Raw genomic sequence first — 16,118 nt, forward strand, 5'->3', positions numbered from 1 at the left:
ATTTCATTAATCAAGATTATACAAGATACTCACCTTACCTATTCTTCCAAACTGGCTTTCTGTCTGAATTTGCGGCCTTATTTGTTCAACCACATAAATTGTAACAACTTCCTTTGACTGTTCCTTGGCTAATTTCTTCAATACCTTTTCTAACCGGAGCATTATTGATTCACAAGCTTCTAATTGATCTAAACCCTTCATTTCCACATAAGTCATGAGGGAAACGTCTTCAGGCTTGTCATCTAAGTATACTAGCTTAACATCTCCAGGATGAGTGAAAGAGGTAATGAGAATAAATATGAGTAGTTGTAGCATACAAGTTTGGCTTGAGTATGCTAACTATACCCAAAAAAAGTAAAAAAAGTTTAAAAAAAGCGGAATAAAATTCCGCTTTCTGATAATTTACTTATAACCCAAGACTTTCATCATAGATTCTGGGCTTTGCTCTGGAGCAAATAACCAATGCTTGATGCTACCATCTGGATTGCGATCAATGATGACATGTTTTGGAGCAGGAATCAAGCAATGCTGAATACCTCCATAGCCACCCAGGGACTCTTGGTAGGCTCCTGTATGAAAAAAACCTATGTATTGCTTTTGCCCCTCCTGAATCTTTGGCAAATAAATATTGAATTGATGGGCTTCTGAATTGTAGTAATCCATACTATCACATGTTAAGCCACCCAAACTGATATTGTGATACTCTCCATCCCAATTATTGACGGCCAACATGATATACTTTTGATTTAAGCCCCAGCTGTCCGGTAGCTGAGTGATAAATGAGCCATCAATCATGTACCAAAGCTCTTTGTCATTTTGGAGTTTTTCATCCAATACTGAGTAAATCGCAGCTCCACTCTCGCCAACAGTGTAGGACCCAAATTCAGTAAAGATATGTGGCTCATCCGTGTGGTTTTTAGCACACATCCACTTGATATTCTTGACAATCTGCTCAGCCATGTACTGATAGTCGTAATCAAAGAATACATTGTACTTGATTGGCCAACCTCCACCGATATCCATCGTGTCCAAGGAAGGTGCAATTTTCTTTAAATCCACATATTTCTGAATAAAACGAGTCAATTCAGACCAATAATAGGCTGTATCTTTAATACCGGAGTTGATGAAAAAGTGCAGCATCTTCAAGCTAACCTGAGGATTATTCTTGATTTTTTCTTCATATAGGCTGATGATATCATTGTATCGCACACCTAGTCTGGAAGTATAAAAACCAAACTTCGGTTCTTCATCAGAAGCAATTCTAATACCTACCTGGAACGGAACGTTGACATGCTCTAAATAGTAATCAATCTCAGTCAAGTTGTCCAATACCGGAATACAGTTCACAAAACCATCATTCAAAAGCTCTGTGATGTATTGACGATACAACTCGCGCTTAAATCCATTACAGACAATATAAGTTTGTTTATTAATCTTTCCTTGAGCATATAAGGAACGAACCAAATGAATATCAAACGTACTCGAAGTCTCGATGTGAATATCATTTTTCAATGCCTCATCCAAGACAAAGCTGAAATGAGAAGACTTCGTACAGTAGCAATAGGTATATTTACCTTTGTAGTCATGTTTTTCTATCGCATTTCCAAAGTAGGTCTTCGCATTCTGAATATTTTCAGAAATTTTTGGAAGATAGGTAAGTTTCAAAGGGGTTCCGTATGTGTTGATGATCTCCATCAAATTCACTCCGTTGAAATGTAATTCATTGTTTTCAACATGAAACTCCTTTGTAGGGAAATCAAATGTCTGTTGGATCAGATCGATGTATTGATTCATTATGAAATGGGATAGAATGAGTTAAATCAGCTACAAAATTTGTTTATTAATTCGGTAATTCAAATGAAAAAAGGGGAAAATCCGCAGATTATTCCCCTTTTATACAAACTTAAACACCAATTAATCAAAATAGTTCTGTGCGGAGCAATCGCTCCTCTGCTTGATATCTTTTTTCGTTGGTAATCAGCTTAGTTAATATCTGCTTAAACCGAAGCTCCTTGGCAATGTAACGCTCCATCCATTGGAGTTTGGCTAGTAAAGTTGCCTCTTGACTCTTATATAGACGGAAAACAAACTGGTTTTGTTCTTTTTGATATTCTATCAACATTCCAGGAAGCCCACCTAAAGTCAATAAAGTTTTGAACAGATTTTTTACAGGCACATGTTCGATGGAACAGTAAAATGCATTGAACACTTCTTTTTTCTCTGGAAAATTCGGAAAATTGTAGGTGGCGTAATCTTCCAATCGTATCCATTCCGCACTGGCAAACCAATCCGTAAGCGTGAGGTATTCGTCATTTTTTGAAGTTGAGCGAACACTTACCTGAAGTGATTCGCTTGCGATATACTGATTTTCTACTGCTTGTGCCATCGATAAACTGATTTAATCAACACTTCAAAAGTACAGGGAAAAATTTTAAAATCCTAATTACCCTATTATTTTTATAGGTTTTATAAAAACATCAAATTAATAAATTTGTTTGATCTCATTCCTTACCTTAGTGAAAGTTTAGATTATAAATTATTCACTAAGGTTTTTCATGTTTATACGAAATATCCAATCTGAAAAGTCCAGATTTGTAGCACTTCAAGGCCAAAGTTTTCCCATAGGTCCTACACTCACAGAAGACGGTGTCAATTTTTGCATTTTCTCCAAAAACGCCACCTTAGTTGAGCTTCTAATTTTTAATCATATCAATGAGGTCTATCCTGCGGAAGTTTTCACGCTCAATCCCAAATACAATAAAACTTATCACTACTGGCATATTTTTCTGGAGGGAGCTTATGAAGGGTTGATTTATGCCTTTAGAATTCATGGTCCATACGAACCACATAAGGGACATTTATTTGATTCGAGCAAGGTAATCTTAGATCCCTATGCAAAAGCAGTGGTTATTCCAGAGAAATACGATAGAAAAGAGCATACAAAGCTAGGAAAAGGTGGACTGCACAGCATGAAAAACGTAGTGGTAGACATCACCAACTATGATTGGGAGGGTGATACACATCCACGTACACCATTTTCCAGAACAGTCATTTATGAAATGCATGTTGGGGGATTTACAAAAAATCCCAATTCAGGTGTTTCCCCAGAAAAGCGCGGAACATTTGCTGGCTTGATTGAAAAAATCCCCTATTTGAAAGAACTGGGAGTCACCGCCGTGGAGTTATTACCGATTTTCCAATTTGACAAACAGGATGCACCGCCTGGCATGATAAATTACTGGGGCTATAGTCCAATATCTTTTTTTGCACCTCATCAAGACTTCTCTACCGAACCCAATAGCTTAAAGGTTTTGGATGAATTTAGAGATATGGTAAAGGCTTTACATAATGAAGGCATAGAAGTCATTTTAGATGTGGTATTTAATCATACAGGAGAAAATAAGGAAGATGGTCCAACTTATTCCTTCAAAGGAATTGACAATAGCATCTACTATATATTGGAGAAGGATAAATCCAAGTATAAAAACTATTCAGGTACTGGCAATACCTTGAATGCCAATCAATCCATCGTGAGAAGAATGATAATATCAGCTTTACATTTTTGGGTACGGGACATGCATGTAGATGGATTTCGATTTGACCTAGCCTCTATACTTTCGCGGGATGAAAACGGAAATCCCATTGAAAATCCACCAATTTTGTGGGACATTGAATCAGATCCAATTTTGGCAGGCACCAAATTAATTGCAGAAGCATGGGATGCAGCAGGTTTGTATCAGGTGGGCTCATTTGTGGGAGACAGCTGGAAAGAATGGAACGGTAAATTCCGTGATGATGTACGAGCATTCCTAAGAGGAGATCAGGGTAAAATCAGTGATTTTGTAACTCGAGTTATCGGAAGCCCTGATATTTATGCAGCAAAAAATAGAGAAGCGGAACAAAGTATCAATTTTGTTTCCTGCCATGATGGTTTTACATTGATGGATGTAGTTTCCTATAATCATAAGCATAACTTAGCCAATAACGAAGGGAATAGAGATGGCAATAATGAAAATTACAGTTACAATTTTGGAGTTGAAGGCCCCACGACCAACAAGTACATCAATAAACTTCGGAAAAGACAAATCAAAAATCTGCATGTAATCAATATTCTTTCGTTAGGTGCACCGATGATTTTAATGGGAGATGAAGTTTGCCGTACACAACAAGGGAATAATAACGCCTATTGTCAGGACAACGAAATCTCATGGTTTGATTGGGATTTAGTAGAGCAAAACCAGGAAATGTTCCGTTTTGTGAAAATTTTGATTCAGAAAAGGTTACTTCGAGAAACTTCCCAGCGGGGCTTTAATTTAAGCTTACTGGAATTTCTTCAAAAACCATTAATTGAATGGCATGGAGTAGATCTTGGAAAGCCTGATTGGAGAAAGAATTCTCATGCGATCGCTGCAACCTTCTCTTCCATGAGTGGGCTGGTTTCTATGCATTACATGGTCAATGCCTATATTGAGGATTTAAGCTTTGAGTTACCTCAACTAATCAACGGACAAGCCATACAATGGAAACGATGGATAGACACTGCCAAGGAAAGCCCTGATGATATCCAACAATGGAAGGATTCCCCTTGGATTAAAGGAGATCGCTACACAGTGAAAGCGCACAGCATTGTGATTGCCATAGGGAACATCAAAAAATAAAGCCCAAAACATCTTTTGCCGATGCTTTGGGCTGTTACATCAATTACAAACTTACAGCTCTAAATTTCCGATCAAATCGAAGGGAATCGGTTAGGATCTACTTCGTTGAACATTGCATATACTTTTTCTACCACATCATCCACTGATGGCTTGGAGAAGTAATCTCCATCCGAAGAGTACGCAGGCCTATGTGCTTTTGCTGCTATGGTAGCTGGCTCTGAATCCAAATGGAAATATGCTTTTTGCTCTTCTACTACCTTTTGCATCATGTATGCAGAAGCACCTCCCGGTACATCTTCATCTGCGAATAGGACTCTATTAGTCTTTTTAATGGAATCCACAATAGTATGATGCACATCGAATGGCAACAAGGTTTGTACATCAATTACCTCCAACTCAATACCCATCGCACTCAATTCTTCGGCAGCATCCAACACAATTCTACACATAGAACCATAAGTCACCACTGTTAAATCAGTACCGGATCTCAAGATTTCAGGCTCGCCAAGTGCTACTTTAAACTCACCAATGTTTGAAGGCATGCGCTCTTTTAGACGGTATCCATTTAAACATTCAATAACTAAGGCAGGCTCGTCAGCTTCCATCAAGGTATTATACATACCAGCTGCCTGAGTCATATCTCTTGGTACACAAAGCAACATCCCTCTCAAGGAATGCAACAACATTCCAATTGGGGAACCCGCATGCCACACACCTTCTAAACGGTGTCCTCTCGTACGTACAATCAATGGAGCCTTCTGACCACCTTTGGTACGGTAAGTCAAGGAAGCCAAATCATCAGAAAGCGTCATCAAAGCATAGTGGATATAATCCAAATATTGAATTTCAGCCATCGGACGCAAGCCTCTCAAGGCAGCTCCGATTCCCTGACCGATAATCGTCACCTCTCGGATGGAAGTATCAAATACGCGCAAATCACTATACTTGGCCTGTAAGCCTGAAAACGCCTGATTCACATCCCCGATTTTTCCCACATCCTCACCAAAAGCTAAGAATCGAGGATCTCTTTCCAAAATCTTATCAAAGCAGGCCTGCAATACCTCCCTTCCATCCACCAAAGGAGCTCCCTCCTCGTAATGAACAGGGACTGGGGTAATATTTGCAAACTGTTCTGCTGACTGAGAATATAAGTGAGAATTGTAACGATCTTCATTGATTACTGACAATTGGTTAAACCAATTTCTCAACTCAGCCTTCACAGATTCCTGATCCTTTCTTAGCATCCACAAAGCTCTTCTAACAGTAGATACCACATCCTTTCGGATAGGATTCAAGGTCTTTTGTAAGTCTTCTGCCACTTGTAATAAAGCAGCTTTTTCGAATGAATTTGCAGCAGCTTCTTTGATTAGCTGTACTGCCTCTTGCAATTCATTTTTAATTTCAGAGCTAAATGCCGCCCATGCTGCATCTTTTTCTTTTTTCGCGATAGCCTTTGCTTCCGCTTCAATTTTATCTAATTCTTCAGGAGAAGCTACTTGGTTATCTTCCAAATATTCTCTGAACTTCAAGATGCAATCATGATTTTTTTCCCAGTCTAAGCGCTCTTTGGATTTATAGCGCTCATGAGAACCAGAAGTAGAGTGGCCTTGTGGCTGAGTCACTTCAATGACGTGAATCAAAACAGGTACATGTTCTTCTCTGGCAATTCTGGAAGCATTTTCAAATGCTTTGTCCAAGGCTTCATAATCCCAACCTTTGACTACGAAAATCTCAAAGCCTTTTTGATCATCATTTCGCTGAAGCCCCTTAAGAATTTCTGAAATACTTCCTTTGGTAGTATGGTATTCGTTTGGTACAGAGATTCCATAACCATCATCCCAAACTGACACTACCATCGGAACTTGCATTACCCCTGCGGCATTGATTGCCTCAAAAAACATCCCCTCAGAGGTAGAGGCGTTGCCAATAGTTCCCCAAGCAACTTCGTTTCCTTTATTGGAAAATTGAGTCATGCCATGAAGCGCTTCATTTTTTCTATATAGCTTAGAAGCCATTGCCAAACCTAATAATTTCGGCATTTGACCGGCAGTAGGAGAAATATCAGAAGATGAGTTTTTCATCTCCATCAGGTTTTTCCACTGACCTTTGTCATCCAACAAACGTGTTGCAAAGTGGCCGTTCATCAAGCGACCAGCGGAGGCAGGCTCTGCTTCCACAGAGGTGTGTGCATACAACTGTGCAAAATACTCCCGAATGGTCAACTGACCAATAGCAAACATAAAAGTCTGATCTCTATAGTAACCAGCGCGGAAGTCACCATTCTGAAAATGCCTGGCCATAGCTAATTGGGCGAGCTCTTTACCGTCTCCAAAAATGCCAAACTTGGCTTTCCCCATAAATACTTCTTTCCTCCCCATCAATGAAGCCTGACGGCTTTCATTGGCAAGTCTATACTCCTTTAACAAAAGTTCTTTGTCCAAAACTTTTGACTTTTTGTTTGTTGAAATTGAAGCCACTGAAGTCATGATTAACGAATCTCTAAATTATTTTGGGTTTTCATGCCATACGCAAGTATGTCAAAAATAGATAAATTTGTTAGGTTTACAAACAGTTGAATCCATTTCTTTTTCCTCAAAATCGGTAATTTATTTCGCCAAAAATAGGTAATTTTACCAATATCAAAATTTTATAAGGTTAAAATTAGAATCACCAATTTTATAATATTGACAATACCTTGATTTACCATACAATAAAATATGGCCAAGTTTTTAAAAAATCTCCAAATTTTAAATTATTTTAAGCGTGTTTTTGAAATTTTATGGCGAAAAAGGTTTTTAAAAAAAATTAAATTTCTTTTTTAAACGAATTTCATACCTCAATCAAAATATCTGATAGGTTTTGAATTTTCTATTGTATTCCCATATTATCTTTGCAGCATTATTATTTAAACCCAAATGTTAGTAAGATGATAATAGGCGTTCCAAAGGAGATTAAAAACAACGAAAACAGAGTGGCTTTGACCCCTGCAGGTGCAAAAGAACTTGTGAAGAGAGGTCATCAAGTCTATGTACAACATACAGCTGGATTAGGCAGTGGTTTTTCTGACGAGGAGTATGTGCAAGCTGGTGCAGTGGTATTACCTACCATTGAAGATGTATATGCTATTGCAGAGATGATCATCAAGGTAAAGGAGCCAATCGAACCTGAATACAAATTGATCAAAGAAGATCAATTGTTGTTTACCTATTTCCATTTTGCTTCCTATGAGCCTTTGACCAAAGCGATGGTTGAAAGCAAAGCAGTTTGCTTAGCATATGAAACCGTAGAAAAAGCAGACAGAAGCTTACCACTTTTGGTACCAATGTCTGAGGTAGCTGGAAGAATGTCTGTTCAGAAAGGTGCTAACTACCTAGAAAAACCATTGAAAGGTAGAGGTATTTTATTAGGTGGCGTGCCGGGTGTGTTGCCTGCTAAAGTGGTAATTTTAGGAGGAGGTGTAGTAGGTACACAAGCTGCTTGGATGGCCGCTGGTTTGGGTGCAGATGTAACCATTATGGACGTATCCTTAGCTAGAATGAGGTATTTAGCTGATGTAATGCCTGCCAATGTAAAGACTATGATGTCTAACGAATACAATATCCGTGCAATGATCAAAGACGCAGATTTGATTGTAGGTGCGGTATTGATACCTGGTGCGAAAGCTCCACACTTGATCACCCGTGACATGTTGAAAGACATGAAGCCTGGTACAGTTTTGGTTGATGTAGCAGTAGACCAAGGAGGTTGTATCGAAACATGTACTCCAACTACGCACGAAAATCCAACGTACATTATTGATGATGTGGTTCACTACTGCGTGGCAAATATGCCAGGTGCTGTTCCTTATACTTCTACCCTAGCATTGACCAATGCAACATTACCTTATGCCATCCAACTCGCGGATAAGGGCTGGAAAAAAGCTGCTCAAGAAAATCCTGAGTTAGTTCCAGGTCTGAACGTGATCAATGGTGAGATTGTCTACAAAGCAGTTGCAGATGCATTCGACATGAGCTATGTTCCAGTTGAAAAATATTTAGCTGATTAAAACATCCTCATTTATAAAAATAGAAACTCGGTCCTACAAAGGCCGAGTTTTTTTATTTTAGGTATATCAAGTAATAAAAAAAACAGTGCTCCTGATGGAACACTGTTTCTAGTGTGGTTTAATAGGCTAGATTTTTATAATCTTTGGAAAACTCTCACATAATCAACAACCATTTGCTGAGGGAATACTGTCGTATCATCGGGATTACCAGGCCAATTCCCTCCTACTGCGATGTTGAACAAAAAGAAGAAAGATTCTCTTAATTCTGACAATGCTGCTGGTGTGATATCTACGGTGTGAAATGGTCTATTATCTAGCAACCAAACGATTTGACGCTCATCCCATATAATGGAAAATACATGGAAGTTATCATTGAAAATACCTTGAGGCAAAGTGGTAAATCCACCTGTTTCTGCATGCGAACCGTTATTGTCCCAGTGTACAGTTCCATGAACAGTATTATTACGTGCTGTAGAAGGACCACCTATCATTTCCATGATATCTATCTCCCCGCAGGCAGGCCATCCAACTTGACGAATATTATCACCAAGCATCCATAGTGCAGGCCAAATTCCCTGACCTTTTGGAAGTACGGCACGGATATCAATTCTTCCAAACTGAAAAGATTGACGACCTTCTGTTTTAATTCGTGCAGATGTAAACTGTCTGCCTGACATAGGTTCTCTACGAGCTGTGATAATCAAGTTACCATTTTCAACACGAACATTCTCACGTCGATTGGTGTACCATTGAAGTTCATTGTTACCCCAACCACACAAGTTATTGGAGCAACCATCACCCAAGTCGAAGGTCCAGTCTTGAGTCAATGCATTTCCGTTGAACTCATCTCTCCAAACCAAGCGATAGCCATCATAACTTTCAGGGCTTACGAAACCTGTTGTAGGAATTCCTAAACCAAGAACAGCATCTGAAATCTCTACTTGGCGGGTTTCTGCAATAAAATCATTCTCCGTGGTATGTGCCTGAACAGTTATGGTAAAAGTACCTGCTTGCCTATACGTAAAAGATGCAGAATTACCTTGTGCCAACTCAGGCAAACTAGCATCTACACCAAAACTAACCCTAAAGAAGTTAGCGTTTGTTGCAGAAAAATTCACCGTTACATTCCCTCGATCACCTTGTACAACATTCACTTGTAAATTGGTAGGCAACTCCACTTTCGCAGTCACTTCATCTTCTTGGCAGCCCTGAAATAGGACTGCCGTAAGAAGAATAATTAGGATTTGTTTAATTCGAATAAACATAGGTCATTATTAATTTTTAATCTGCTGGTATCAACACAAACGTCCACCATACGGCACCATTTGGGGTGATATCAATTGTAAGCGTCAACTCCTGAGTTTCCGCATTGTAATCTAACACATCGTAAGTTACAGACTCATTGGCTCTTGGAGGACCAATGGTGTACTCACCACCATTAAAAGCTTTAGGCAATGCAATAAAAGCCCCTGTTCCAGTAACGGTTAATTTGGCCCGAGTGTTACCAGAAGCAGGCGTCAGACTAAATTGATGCGTACCAGAGGCCCATGCGGCTCCAACAGTACCTGCAAGATTAGCCTCAGGTTGACAACCTCCTCCACTAAGACCCATATAATCTTCTGCATAGATATCACCTTGAGCATCGTATTCATATACTCCATTTTCTTTGAAAATGAATAGGTCATTGAATAAACAAGGACGATCGCCCGCAATACTTGGCCCATTAGGGAAAAAGGCATCGCTACCCGGTGAAGGGCCTACTCCGAAGGATTGGGCTGCTGGTCTCAATTTCCATGCCTTCTCACCACTGCCAATTAGGTCTTGAAGGGAAATCCCTACAGCAGGAACTTCAGGTTCAGGATCTGGTTCAGGATCTGGAGTTCCTGAAAAACCAGCAGGAATCAATCGCACGTACCATGCTAAAGCATCGTTGGCACCATCTCTAAATCTCAAGAACATTTCATTTTCTTCCAAGACCACCAGCTGATATGTTCGTACTCCAGTGAAATAGCCAATGAATCCGGGGTTTGTAACGGTCAATACTGGGAATGGGCTCTCTTCTTCTAAGATATTCCAATTCAATCCTCCTGGCGAGTTAAATGGTGCTGATAAATCACCTACCCCTGGATCAAATGCACCAGGGAAAGCTGACCCTTGCGCTCCATTTAAGTACACCAACCCATTGGTATTCCAATCGAATTCAAAGCCTGATAATTTGAATGTATAACGAGTATTATACATGCCACTACCTACCTTTTCATTCGGACGTGCTTGATAGAATTCAGGGAAGAAGCTAGTGATCGGCCCTACTCCTAAGTGACCTGCTCTAGCAGAGTCAATCACCCATGTTTTGCCTTCCACAGCATCAATACCTCCGGTCAATAAATTGAATAAAGGTCTATCCAATAAGGTAGGATCTGTTTCTTCAATAATTACTTCCTGACTGAAAGAAGAACTACCTCCCCTGTCATATACAGTCAAAGTTACAGTATACGTACCTGCTAGAGGATAAAAACCTCTTACACGTCTACCTTCCGTTCGAACTCCATTACCTAAATCCCAAACCATCAAGAAGAAATCTCCATCTCCGATAAAGTCGAGAATATTATCACTCTCTGTCGAAGGAACAAAGCTAAAACCTGCATCCTGTACAGTAGGTGGATCTGCATCCAATCTAAATTCCTCCACGCATGACCAAACGATCAAAATAGGTAAGAGAAACGCTGCTATTTTTAAATATTTTTTCATCATTGCTTGAATTAATAACCTGGGTTTTGTCTCCATCTACCGCCTGCTAAATCAATCTCAAATTGAGGGATGGGAAACAGCTCATGCTTACCAACTTGGAAACCCTGAATAGCATCTACTGCCTTTCCTGTTCTCACCAAATCCCAGAATCTATACCCTTCACCTGAAAGCTCCAATCTACGCTCTCTGTAGATATCCTCTAACAACTGTGCTCCAGAACTTGTAATATCTGGCACACCTGCTCTTTGTCTTACCTTGTTCAATTCAATTCTTGCGCGCGCGTCATTACCTGTCTGAGCAAATGCCTCGGCAGCCATCAATAGGACATCCGCAAATCGAATAGCTCTGTAATTCAACGGACTAGTCAAATCATCATCCGGCAAGCCTCTTTCAAAGTCTCTCTTGATATACTTGTTATTGAAGTAGCCTGTGTGACCACCTGCTCCGATAGCATATGAAATTTGCCCTGGATTTGGTTGCTGAGCTATCCATGCATCCAAATTTAAAATCGTAACTTCTCTCCTGGGATCATTTCCAAAGAAATCGTACAGATTTTGTGTTGGAAGATTGTAGCTATTGCCATCTCCATAAAAAGGACCGACAAAATTACGAATAGCATGGAAGCCAGGAGCTGGGTTACCCTGCAGACATACCAGACAGCCGTAGTCACCACCTTGCAATCCAGAATGTTGGATAGTAAATACATCCTCTGGCCCATTCTGATTGGTAACTAGCCACATGGTGGACATATCATTTACCAGTGCATATCCTGCTTGATTGGTCGTAATCAACTCATCGAATACCTGAGCAGCTTGGGCAAATTTGTTCTGATATAACAAAACCTTGCCTTTCAGAGCCATAGCAGCACCCTTAGTGATTCTACCCGTTTCTTGGGTAGTCCAACTCAACACGTTGATTGCTCTGTCTAGGTCTCTCTCTATCTGTGCATAGATTTCCTCTTTTGGAGTTCTATCAATTTCACGAACCTCATTAATGGAAGCCCTCCTATCGATGATTAAAGGCATATCTCCAAAATACTTCACAAGTGTGAAATAATAATAGGCTCTTATAAATGAGATTTCAGCCATCAAACGCTCCTTTGCTGGAAAGTCGATATTATTCTCATTTTCAAACACAAAATTTGCTCTAGCAATCCCTGCATAATTGAATCGCATGACATCCCTCAATTCAGCATTAATCCCTCCATGGCGCATGCCATCTATTTCATGCAAGCCTTGGGTGTCAAACACACTCTCTCCACCTGCTATAGAGTTATCAGATGCAATTTCTCCGATCCAAACATGTAAGTAATTTGCTTGCATCAAATCATACACCCCAATAACAGCACGCTCATAATCCTCTGGTGTGAGGAAAAAGTTTTCAGCATCTTGAACAAACTCCGGTTCAAGATCTAACCAAGCATCGCATGAAAATAAACTCATGCTGGCTGCTAGTAGAAATATTTTTATTTTTTTCATGTCTCTTAGAATCTAAAGTTTAAACCGCCCATGATTACTCTTGCTTGCGGGAAGATCCCGTTATCAACACCTGCAAACAATGGATTACCAGATCCCACATCCGGATCAAAACCCATGTATCTTGTGAGGGTAAACAAGTTATTTGCAGCTATGTAGAATCTCATCGAACGAATACCTACCTTACCAGTCATGCTGTCAGGCAAAGTATATCCAATTTGCACATTTCTCAGTCTTGCAAATGATCCGTCTTCAACAAAGAAGTCAGAGAATACCGTATTTCTAGTTTGTCCAGTAGTTAATCGAGGAATCTCATTGGTAGTACCTGGACCTGTCCAACGATTGACATTGTACGCCATTTTATTGGCAAATGGTTGCTGTCTTTCATAGTTACGAATGATTTCCTGACCTAAGGCAGCATAGATATTTGCAGAGAAATCAAATCCTTTATAATCAACCGAAAGGTTCAAACCCATGATAAAATCAGGAATAGGAGAACCTAAGAAGGTCAAATCAGACTCATCACTGAAATTGATCACACCGTCTCCATTGACATCAACAAAACGAAGATCACCAGGTCTTGCATCTGGCTGTCTAACTGGGCTGGAGTTGATTTCTTCCTGAGTCTGGAAAATTCCATCAGTCTTGAAACCTACAAAATAGCCAATAGGAAAACCTTCTTGAAATCTTGTCGCAATATTGCCCCCTACTCCAAATGCAGCACCTGGGATAAAATCCAATCCTTCAGGAACTTTGGTAACTCTGTTTCTCAGATAGGTGAAGTTATAATCCACTCTGAAGTTAACACCACTTGGTCTTTTGGTTGCATAAGCGACTTCCAATTCAATACCACGATTGGTTACGTTACCTGCATTGATAAATGGAGGAAAACTCCCAGGTCCATAAGAACCTAGCAAAGCAGACACTTCTGGCTGGAACAATAAATCTCTCGTATCCTTGATGAAATAATTAGCAGTAAAGTCCACATCTCTGAACAGAGTGAAATCCAAACCGATATTGGTTTGAAGGGTGGTCTCCCATTTCAAATCAGGGTTACTGAATGTTCCAATGGCTGCACCATTCACAATAAAATCATTGAATACATAACGAGCTAGACCATTCATCAATCCTCGGAATCTGAACAAACCAATTTGGTCATTACCTGATACCCCGAAACTCGCTCTTAACTTCATGAAATCAATCGCTTTTGAGCTAAAGAAATCCTCATCTGAAATGATCCAACCACCAGAAATAGTAGGGAAATAACCAATTCTGTTGTTTGGTCCAAAGTTAGAGGATCCATCTCTTCTCAAGATACCAGATACAGAATACCTTCCTTTGTATTCATACTCACCTCGAATGAATGCGGAAACCAATTTTTGCATACTTTGAAAAGATCCTGTTTGGTTCAAGAATCCTCCTGGAGCTTGGTTGGCAGAGATATCAGCAAAACGCACATCATTATTAGGAATATTGAATGCAGTACCATTTAAACCCATATTTCTATTACCGAAATAACTGACACCTGCGGTACCTTTTACACGGTTATCACTATCAAATGAACGATCATAATTTAAGAAAGCCTCAAAGTTATAATCCAAGAAGGAATCTCTTGCTTCAAATACAGATGCACCTCTTTCAATCAAGGTACCACCTACATCCACCAATACTGGATCTAAATTTTCATTTCTTGCGGAGTTAGCAAATTTTCCTGGACCAAACCAAGCTAAAGGGTTGAATGCTTTTACGTCTACCAATGCAAAGTTGTAACCTGCTCTACCATTGATGCTAAAGTGGTCATTGATCTCATAAGACAATTCTTGCTTACCTACAATTTTATTTACCCAAGCATCATTGAAGGTATTTTCAATCTGCGCGATTGGGTTGATGATATCCTGTACATTTTCCAAGAATGAAAATCTATTACCCACACGAACAGGCTCTGTTGGATAAGCATTAATGGTATTAAATAATACAGACCCTATACCACCTTGAGGAATACCGCTAGTACGTTCATGAGAATAGAGAAATACAGATGTCAATTTTAGCTTTGGAGCAATTTCTGTAATGAAATTAATTCTAGCATTGTAACGCTCAAAATTAGAACGATCACCACCTACAATACCCTGCTGACCAAAGTACCCCCCACCTATAGAGTAAGAAGTTTTTTCAGAACCCCCATTGACAGTAACCATATGCTCTTGGATAGGTGCAGTCTGGAACACTTCACTTTGCCAATCTGTACCTACACCTAAATTAGTGTTTGCAAAAGGTGGTAAATTTCCACCAGCAGCAAATGCCTCATTCACTAAGACAGCATACTCACGAGCATTTAAGAGATTCAACTTTCTTTCTGCTTGTTGCACTCCGTAGTAGCTACTGAATTCAAGAGATGGTTTTTGGTTCTTAGAACCTTTCTTGGTCTCTACGATAATTACACCATTTGCAGCTCGAACACCATAGATACCTGCAGTTGCATCTTTCAATACGTTGATGGATTCAATATCATTGGGGTTAAGGGAGTTTAGACCTGCTGCATCAAAAATAACCCCATCTACCAATATTAACGGATTGTTATTCCCAAAAGTACCCAAACCACGAATACGGATGTTGGATGTACCTCCTGGCGCACCGGAGTTGGTAGTAATTGTCACACCCGAAAGCTTACCTTGCAATGCCTGATCTAATCTGGGCATATTCATGTCTGCTACTGCTTCACCTTTAATCTGAGAAACGGCACCAGTCAGCTCCTTTTTTGTTGCAGTACCATAACCAACAACAATTACTTCGTTTAATGAGGAAATTTCATCCCCCAAGCGAATAATGATCTGGGCTTGACTTCCTACAGTAATTGTTTGAGTTTGATAACCTATAAAACTAACTCTTAACTGGTCCCCAGGTACAGCGGCCAAGGTGAAATTACCATCTAAGTCAGTAACGGTTCCGGTAGTCGTCCCTACCTTCAAAATACTCGCACCTGGAATGGGATCACCCCTTTCATCAAGTACTTGGCCTCTGATGGACCCTGTTTGAGCAAACAATGATAGTTGCACGCCCAAAAACAAAAGTAATGTAAATAATTGTTTCATGTATTTTGGATTTATAATACTATCACAAGGACCGAAAGAATGTACATCAATCAAAAACTATAAGTACATCAATACTACATCATTCAAAAAATAGCCCTATCAC

10 protein-coding genes are annotated in these 16,118 nt (G+C 39.7%); 2 read left to right on the forward strand and 8 right to left on the reverse strand.

Features of this window, described 5'->3' with window-relative positions; all coding sequences use genetic code 11:
* Positions 1-6 precede the first annotated feature (6 nt).
* The 3 genes from ACXIUD_RS02680 to ACXIUD_RS02690 all read right to left on the reverse strand — a co-directional run bounded on the left by ACXIUD_RS02680 (position 7) and on the right by ACXIUD_RS02690 (position 2,386).
* Positions 7-315: a hypothetical protein gene (locus tag ACXIUD_RS02680; protein WP_458051068.1), complete on the reverse strand. Its 309-nt coding sequence runs from the start codon at positions 313-315 to the stop codon at positions 7-9.
* Between the two features lie 87 nt (positions 316-402).
* Positions 403-1,794, reverse strand: coding sequence for an arginine decarboxylase (locus ACXIUD_RS02685; RefSeq protein ID WP_458051069.1), 1,392 nt, complete (start codon positions 1,792-1,794; stop codon positions 403-405).
* 124 nt (positions 1,795-1,918) lie between these two features.
* Entirely contained in the window at positions 1,919-2,386 is a 468-nt protein-coding gene (locus ACXIUD_RS02690; RefSeq protein ID WP_458051070.1) for a hypothetical protein, read from the reverse strand.
* A gap of 169 nt (positions 2,387-2,555) precedes the next feature.
* Between ACXIUD_RS02690 and glgX the strand changes: the two genes are divergently transcribed.
* A complete protein-coding gene (gene glgX, locus ACXIUD_RS02695; protein WP_458051071.1) occupies positions 2,556-4,658 on the forward strand; it encodes a glycogen debranching protein GlgX in 2,103 nt (700 codons plus the stop codon).
* A 71-nt stretch (positions 4,659-4,729) separates the two neighbouring features.
* Here the strand turns inward: glgX and ACXIUD_RS02700 are convergent, their stop codons facing one another.
* On the reverse strand, positions 4,730-7,144 hold the full coding sequence (locus tag ACXIUD_RS02700; RefSeq protein ID WP_458051072.1) for an alpha-ketoacid dehydrogenase subunit alpha/beta: 2,415 nt from the start codon (positions 7,142-7,144) through the stop codon (positions 4,730-4,732).
* Positions 7,145-7,584: 440 nt separating this feature from the next.
* Between ACXIUD_RS02700 and ald the strand changes: the two genes are divergently transcribed.
* A complete protein-coding gene (gene ald / locus ACXIUD_RS02705; RefSeq protein WP_458051073.1) occupies positions 7,585-8,703 on the forward strand; it encodes an alanine dehydrogenase in 1,119 nt (372 codons plus the stop codon).
* Positions 8,704-8,837: 134 nt separating this feature from the next.
* Here ald and ACXIUD_RS02710 read toward each other — a convergent pair whose 3' ends face one another.
* The 4 genes from ACXIUD_RS02710 to ACXIUD_RS02725 are packed head-to-tail and all read right to left on the reverse strand — an operon-like array spanning position 8,838 to position 16,015.
* A complete protein-coding gene (locus tag ACXIUD_RS02710) occupies positions 8,838-9,968 on the reverse strand; it encodes a glycoside hydrolase family 16 protein (protein WP_458051074.1) in 1,131 nt (376 codons plus the stop codon).
* Between the two features lie 16 nt (positions 9,969-9,984).
* Positions 9,985-11,451 carry a PKD domain-containing protein gene (locus ACXIUD_RS02715; RefSeq protein WP_458051075.1) on the reverse strand — a complete coding sequence of 489 codons (1,467 nt, stop codon included), beginning with the start codon at positions 11,449-11,451 and terminating at the stop codon, positions 9,985-9,987.
* Between the two features lie 11 nt (positions 11,452-11,462).
* Entirely contained in the window at positions 11,463-12,929 is a 1,467-nt protein-coding gene (locus tag ACXIUD_RS02720) for a RagB/SusD family nutrient uptake outer membrane protein (protein WP_458051076.1), read from the reverse strand.
* A gap of 5 nt (positions 12,930-12,934) precedes the next feature.
* Positions 12,935-16,015, reverse strand: a complete 3,081-nt coding sequence (locus ACXIUD_RS02725) for a SusC/RagA family TonB-linked outer membrane protein (protein WP_458051077.1) — start codon at positions 16,013-16,015, stop codon at positions 12,935-12,937.
* Positions 16,016-16,118 lie beyond the last annotated feature (103 nt).

It is taken from the genome of Mongoliitalea sp. (genome assembly GCF_054166905.1).

Bases quoted from the DNA above. Each gene is read 5' to 3' on its own strand.
- ACXIUD_RS02725 (WP_458051077.1), bottom strand. From the start codon at position 16,015: ATGAAACAATTATTTACATTACTTTTGTTTTTGGGCGTGCAACTATCA.
- ACXIUD_RS02700 (WP_458051072.1), bottom strand. From the start codon at position 7,144: ATGACTTCAGTGGCTTCAATTTCAACAAACAAAAAGTCAAAAGTTTTG.
- ACXIUD_RS02685 (WP_458051069.1), bottom strand. From the start codon at position 1,794: ATGAATCAATACATCGATCTGATCCAACAGACATTTGATTTCCCTACA.
- ACXIUD_RS02715 (WP_458051075.1), bottom strand. From the start codon at position 11,451: ATGAAAAAATATTTAAAAATAGCAGCGTTTCTCTTACCTATTTTGATC.
- ACXIUD_RS02690 (WP_458051070.1), bottom strand. From the start codon at position 2,386: ATGGCACAAGCAGTAGAAAATCAGTATATCGCAAGCGAATCACTTCAG.
- ald (WP_458051073.1), top strand. From the start codon at position 7,585: ATGATAATAGGCGTTCCAAAGGAGATTAAAAACAACGAAAACAGAGTG.
- glgX (WP_458051071.1), top strand. From the start codon at position 2,556: ATGTTTATACGAAATATCCAATCTGAAAAGTCCAGATTTGTAGCACTT.
- ACXIUD_RS02720 (WP_458051076.1), bottom strand. From the start codon at position 12,929: ATGAAAAAAATAAAAATATTTCTACTAGCAGCCAGCATGAGTTTATTT.
- ACXIUD_RS02710 (WP_458051074.1), bottom strand. From the start codon at position 9,968: ATGTTTATTCGAATTAAACAAATCCTAATTATTCTTCTTACGGCAGTC.
- ACXIUD_RS02680 (WP_458051068.1), bottom strand. From the start codon at position 315: ATGCTACAACTACTCATATTTATTCTCATTACCTCTTTCACTCATCCT.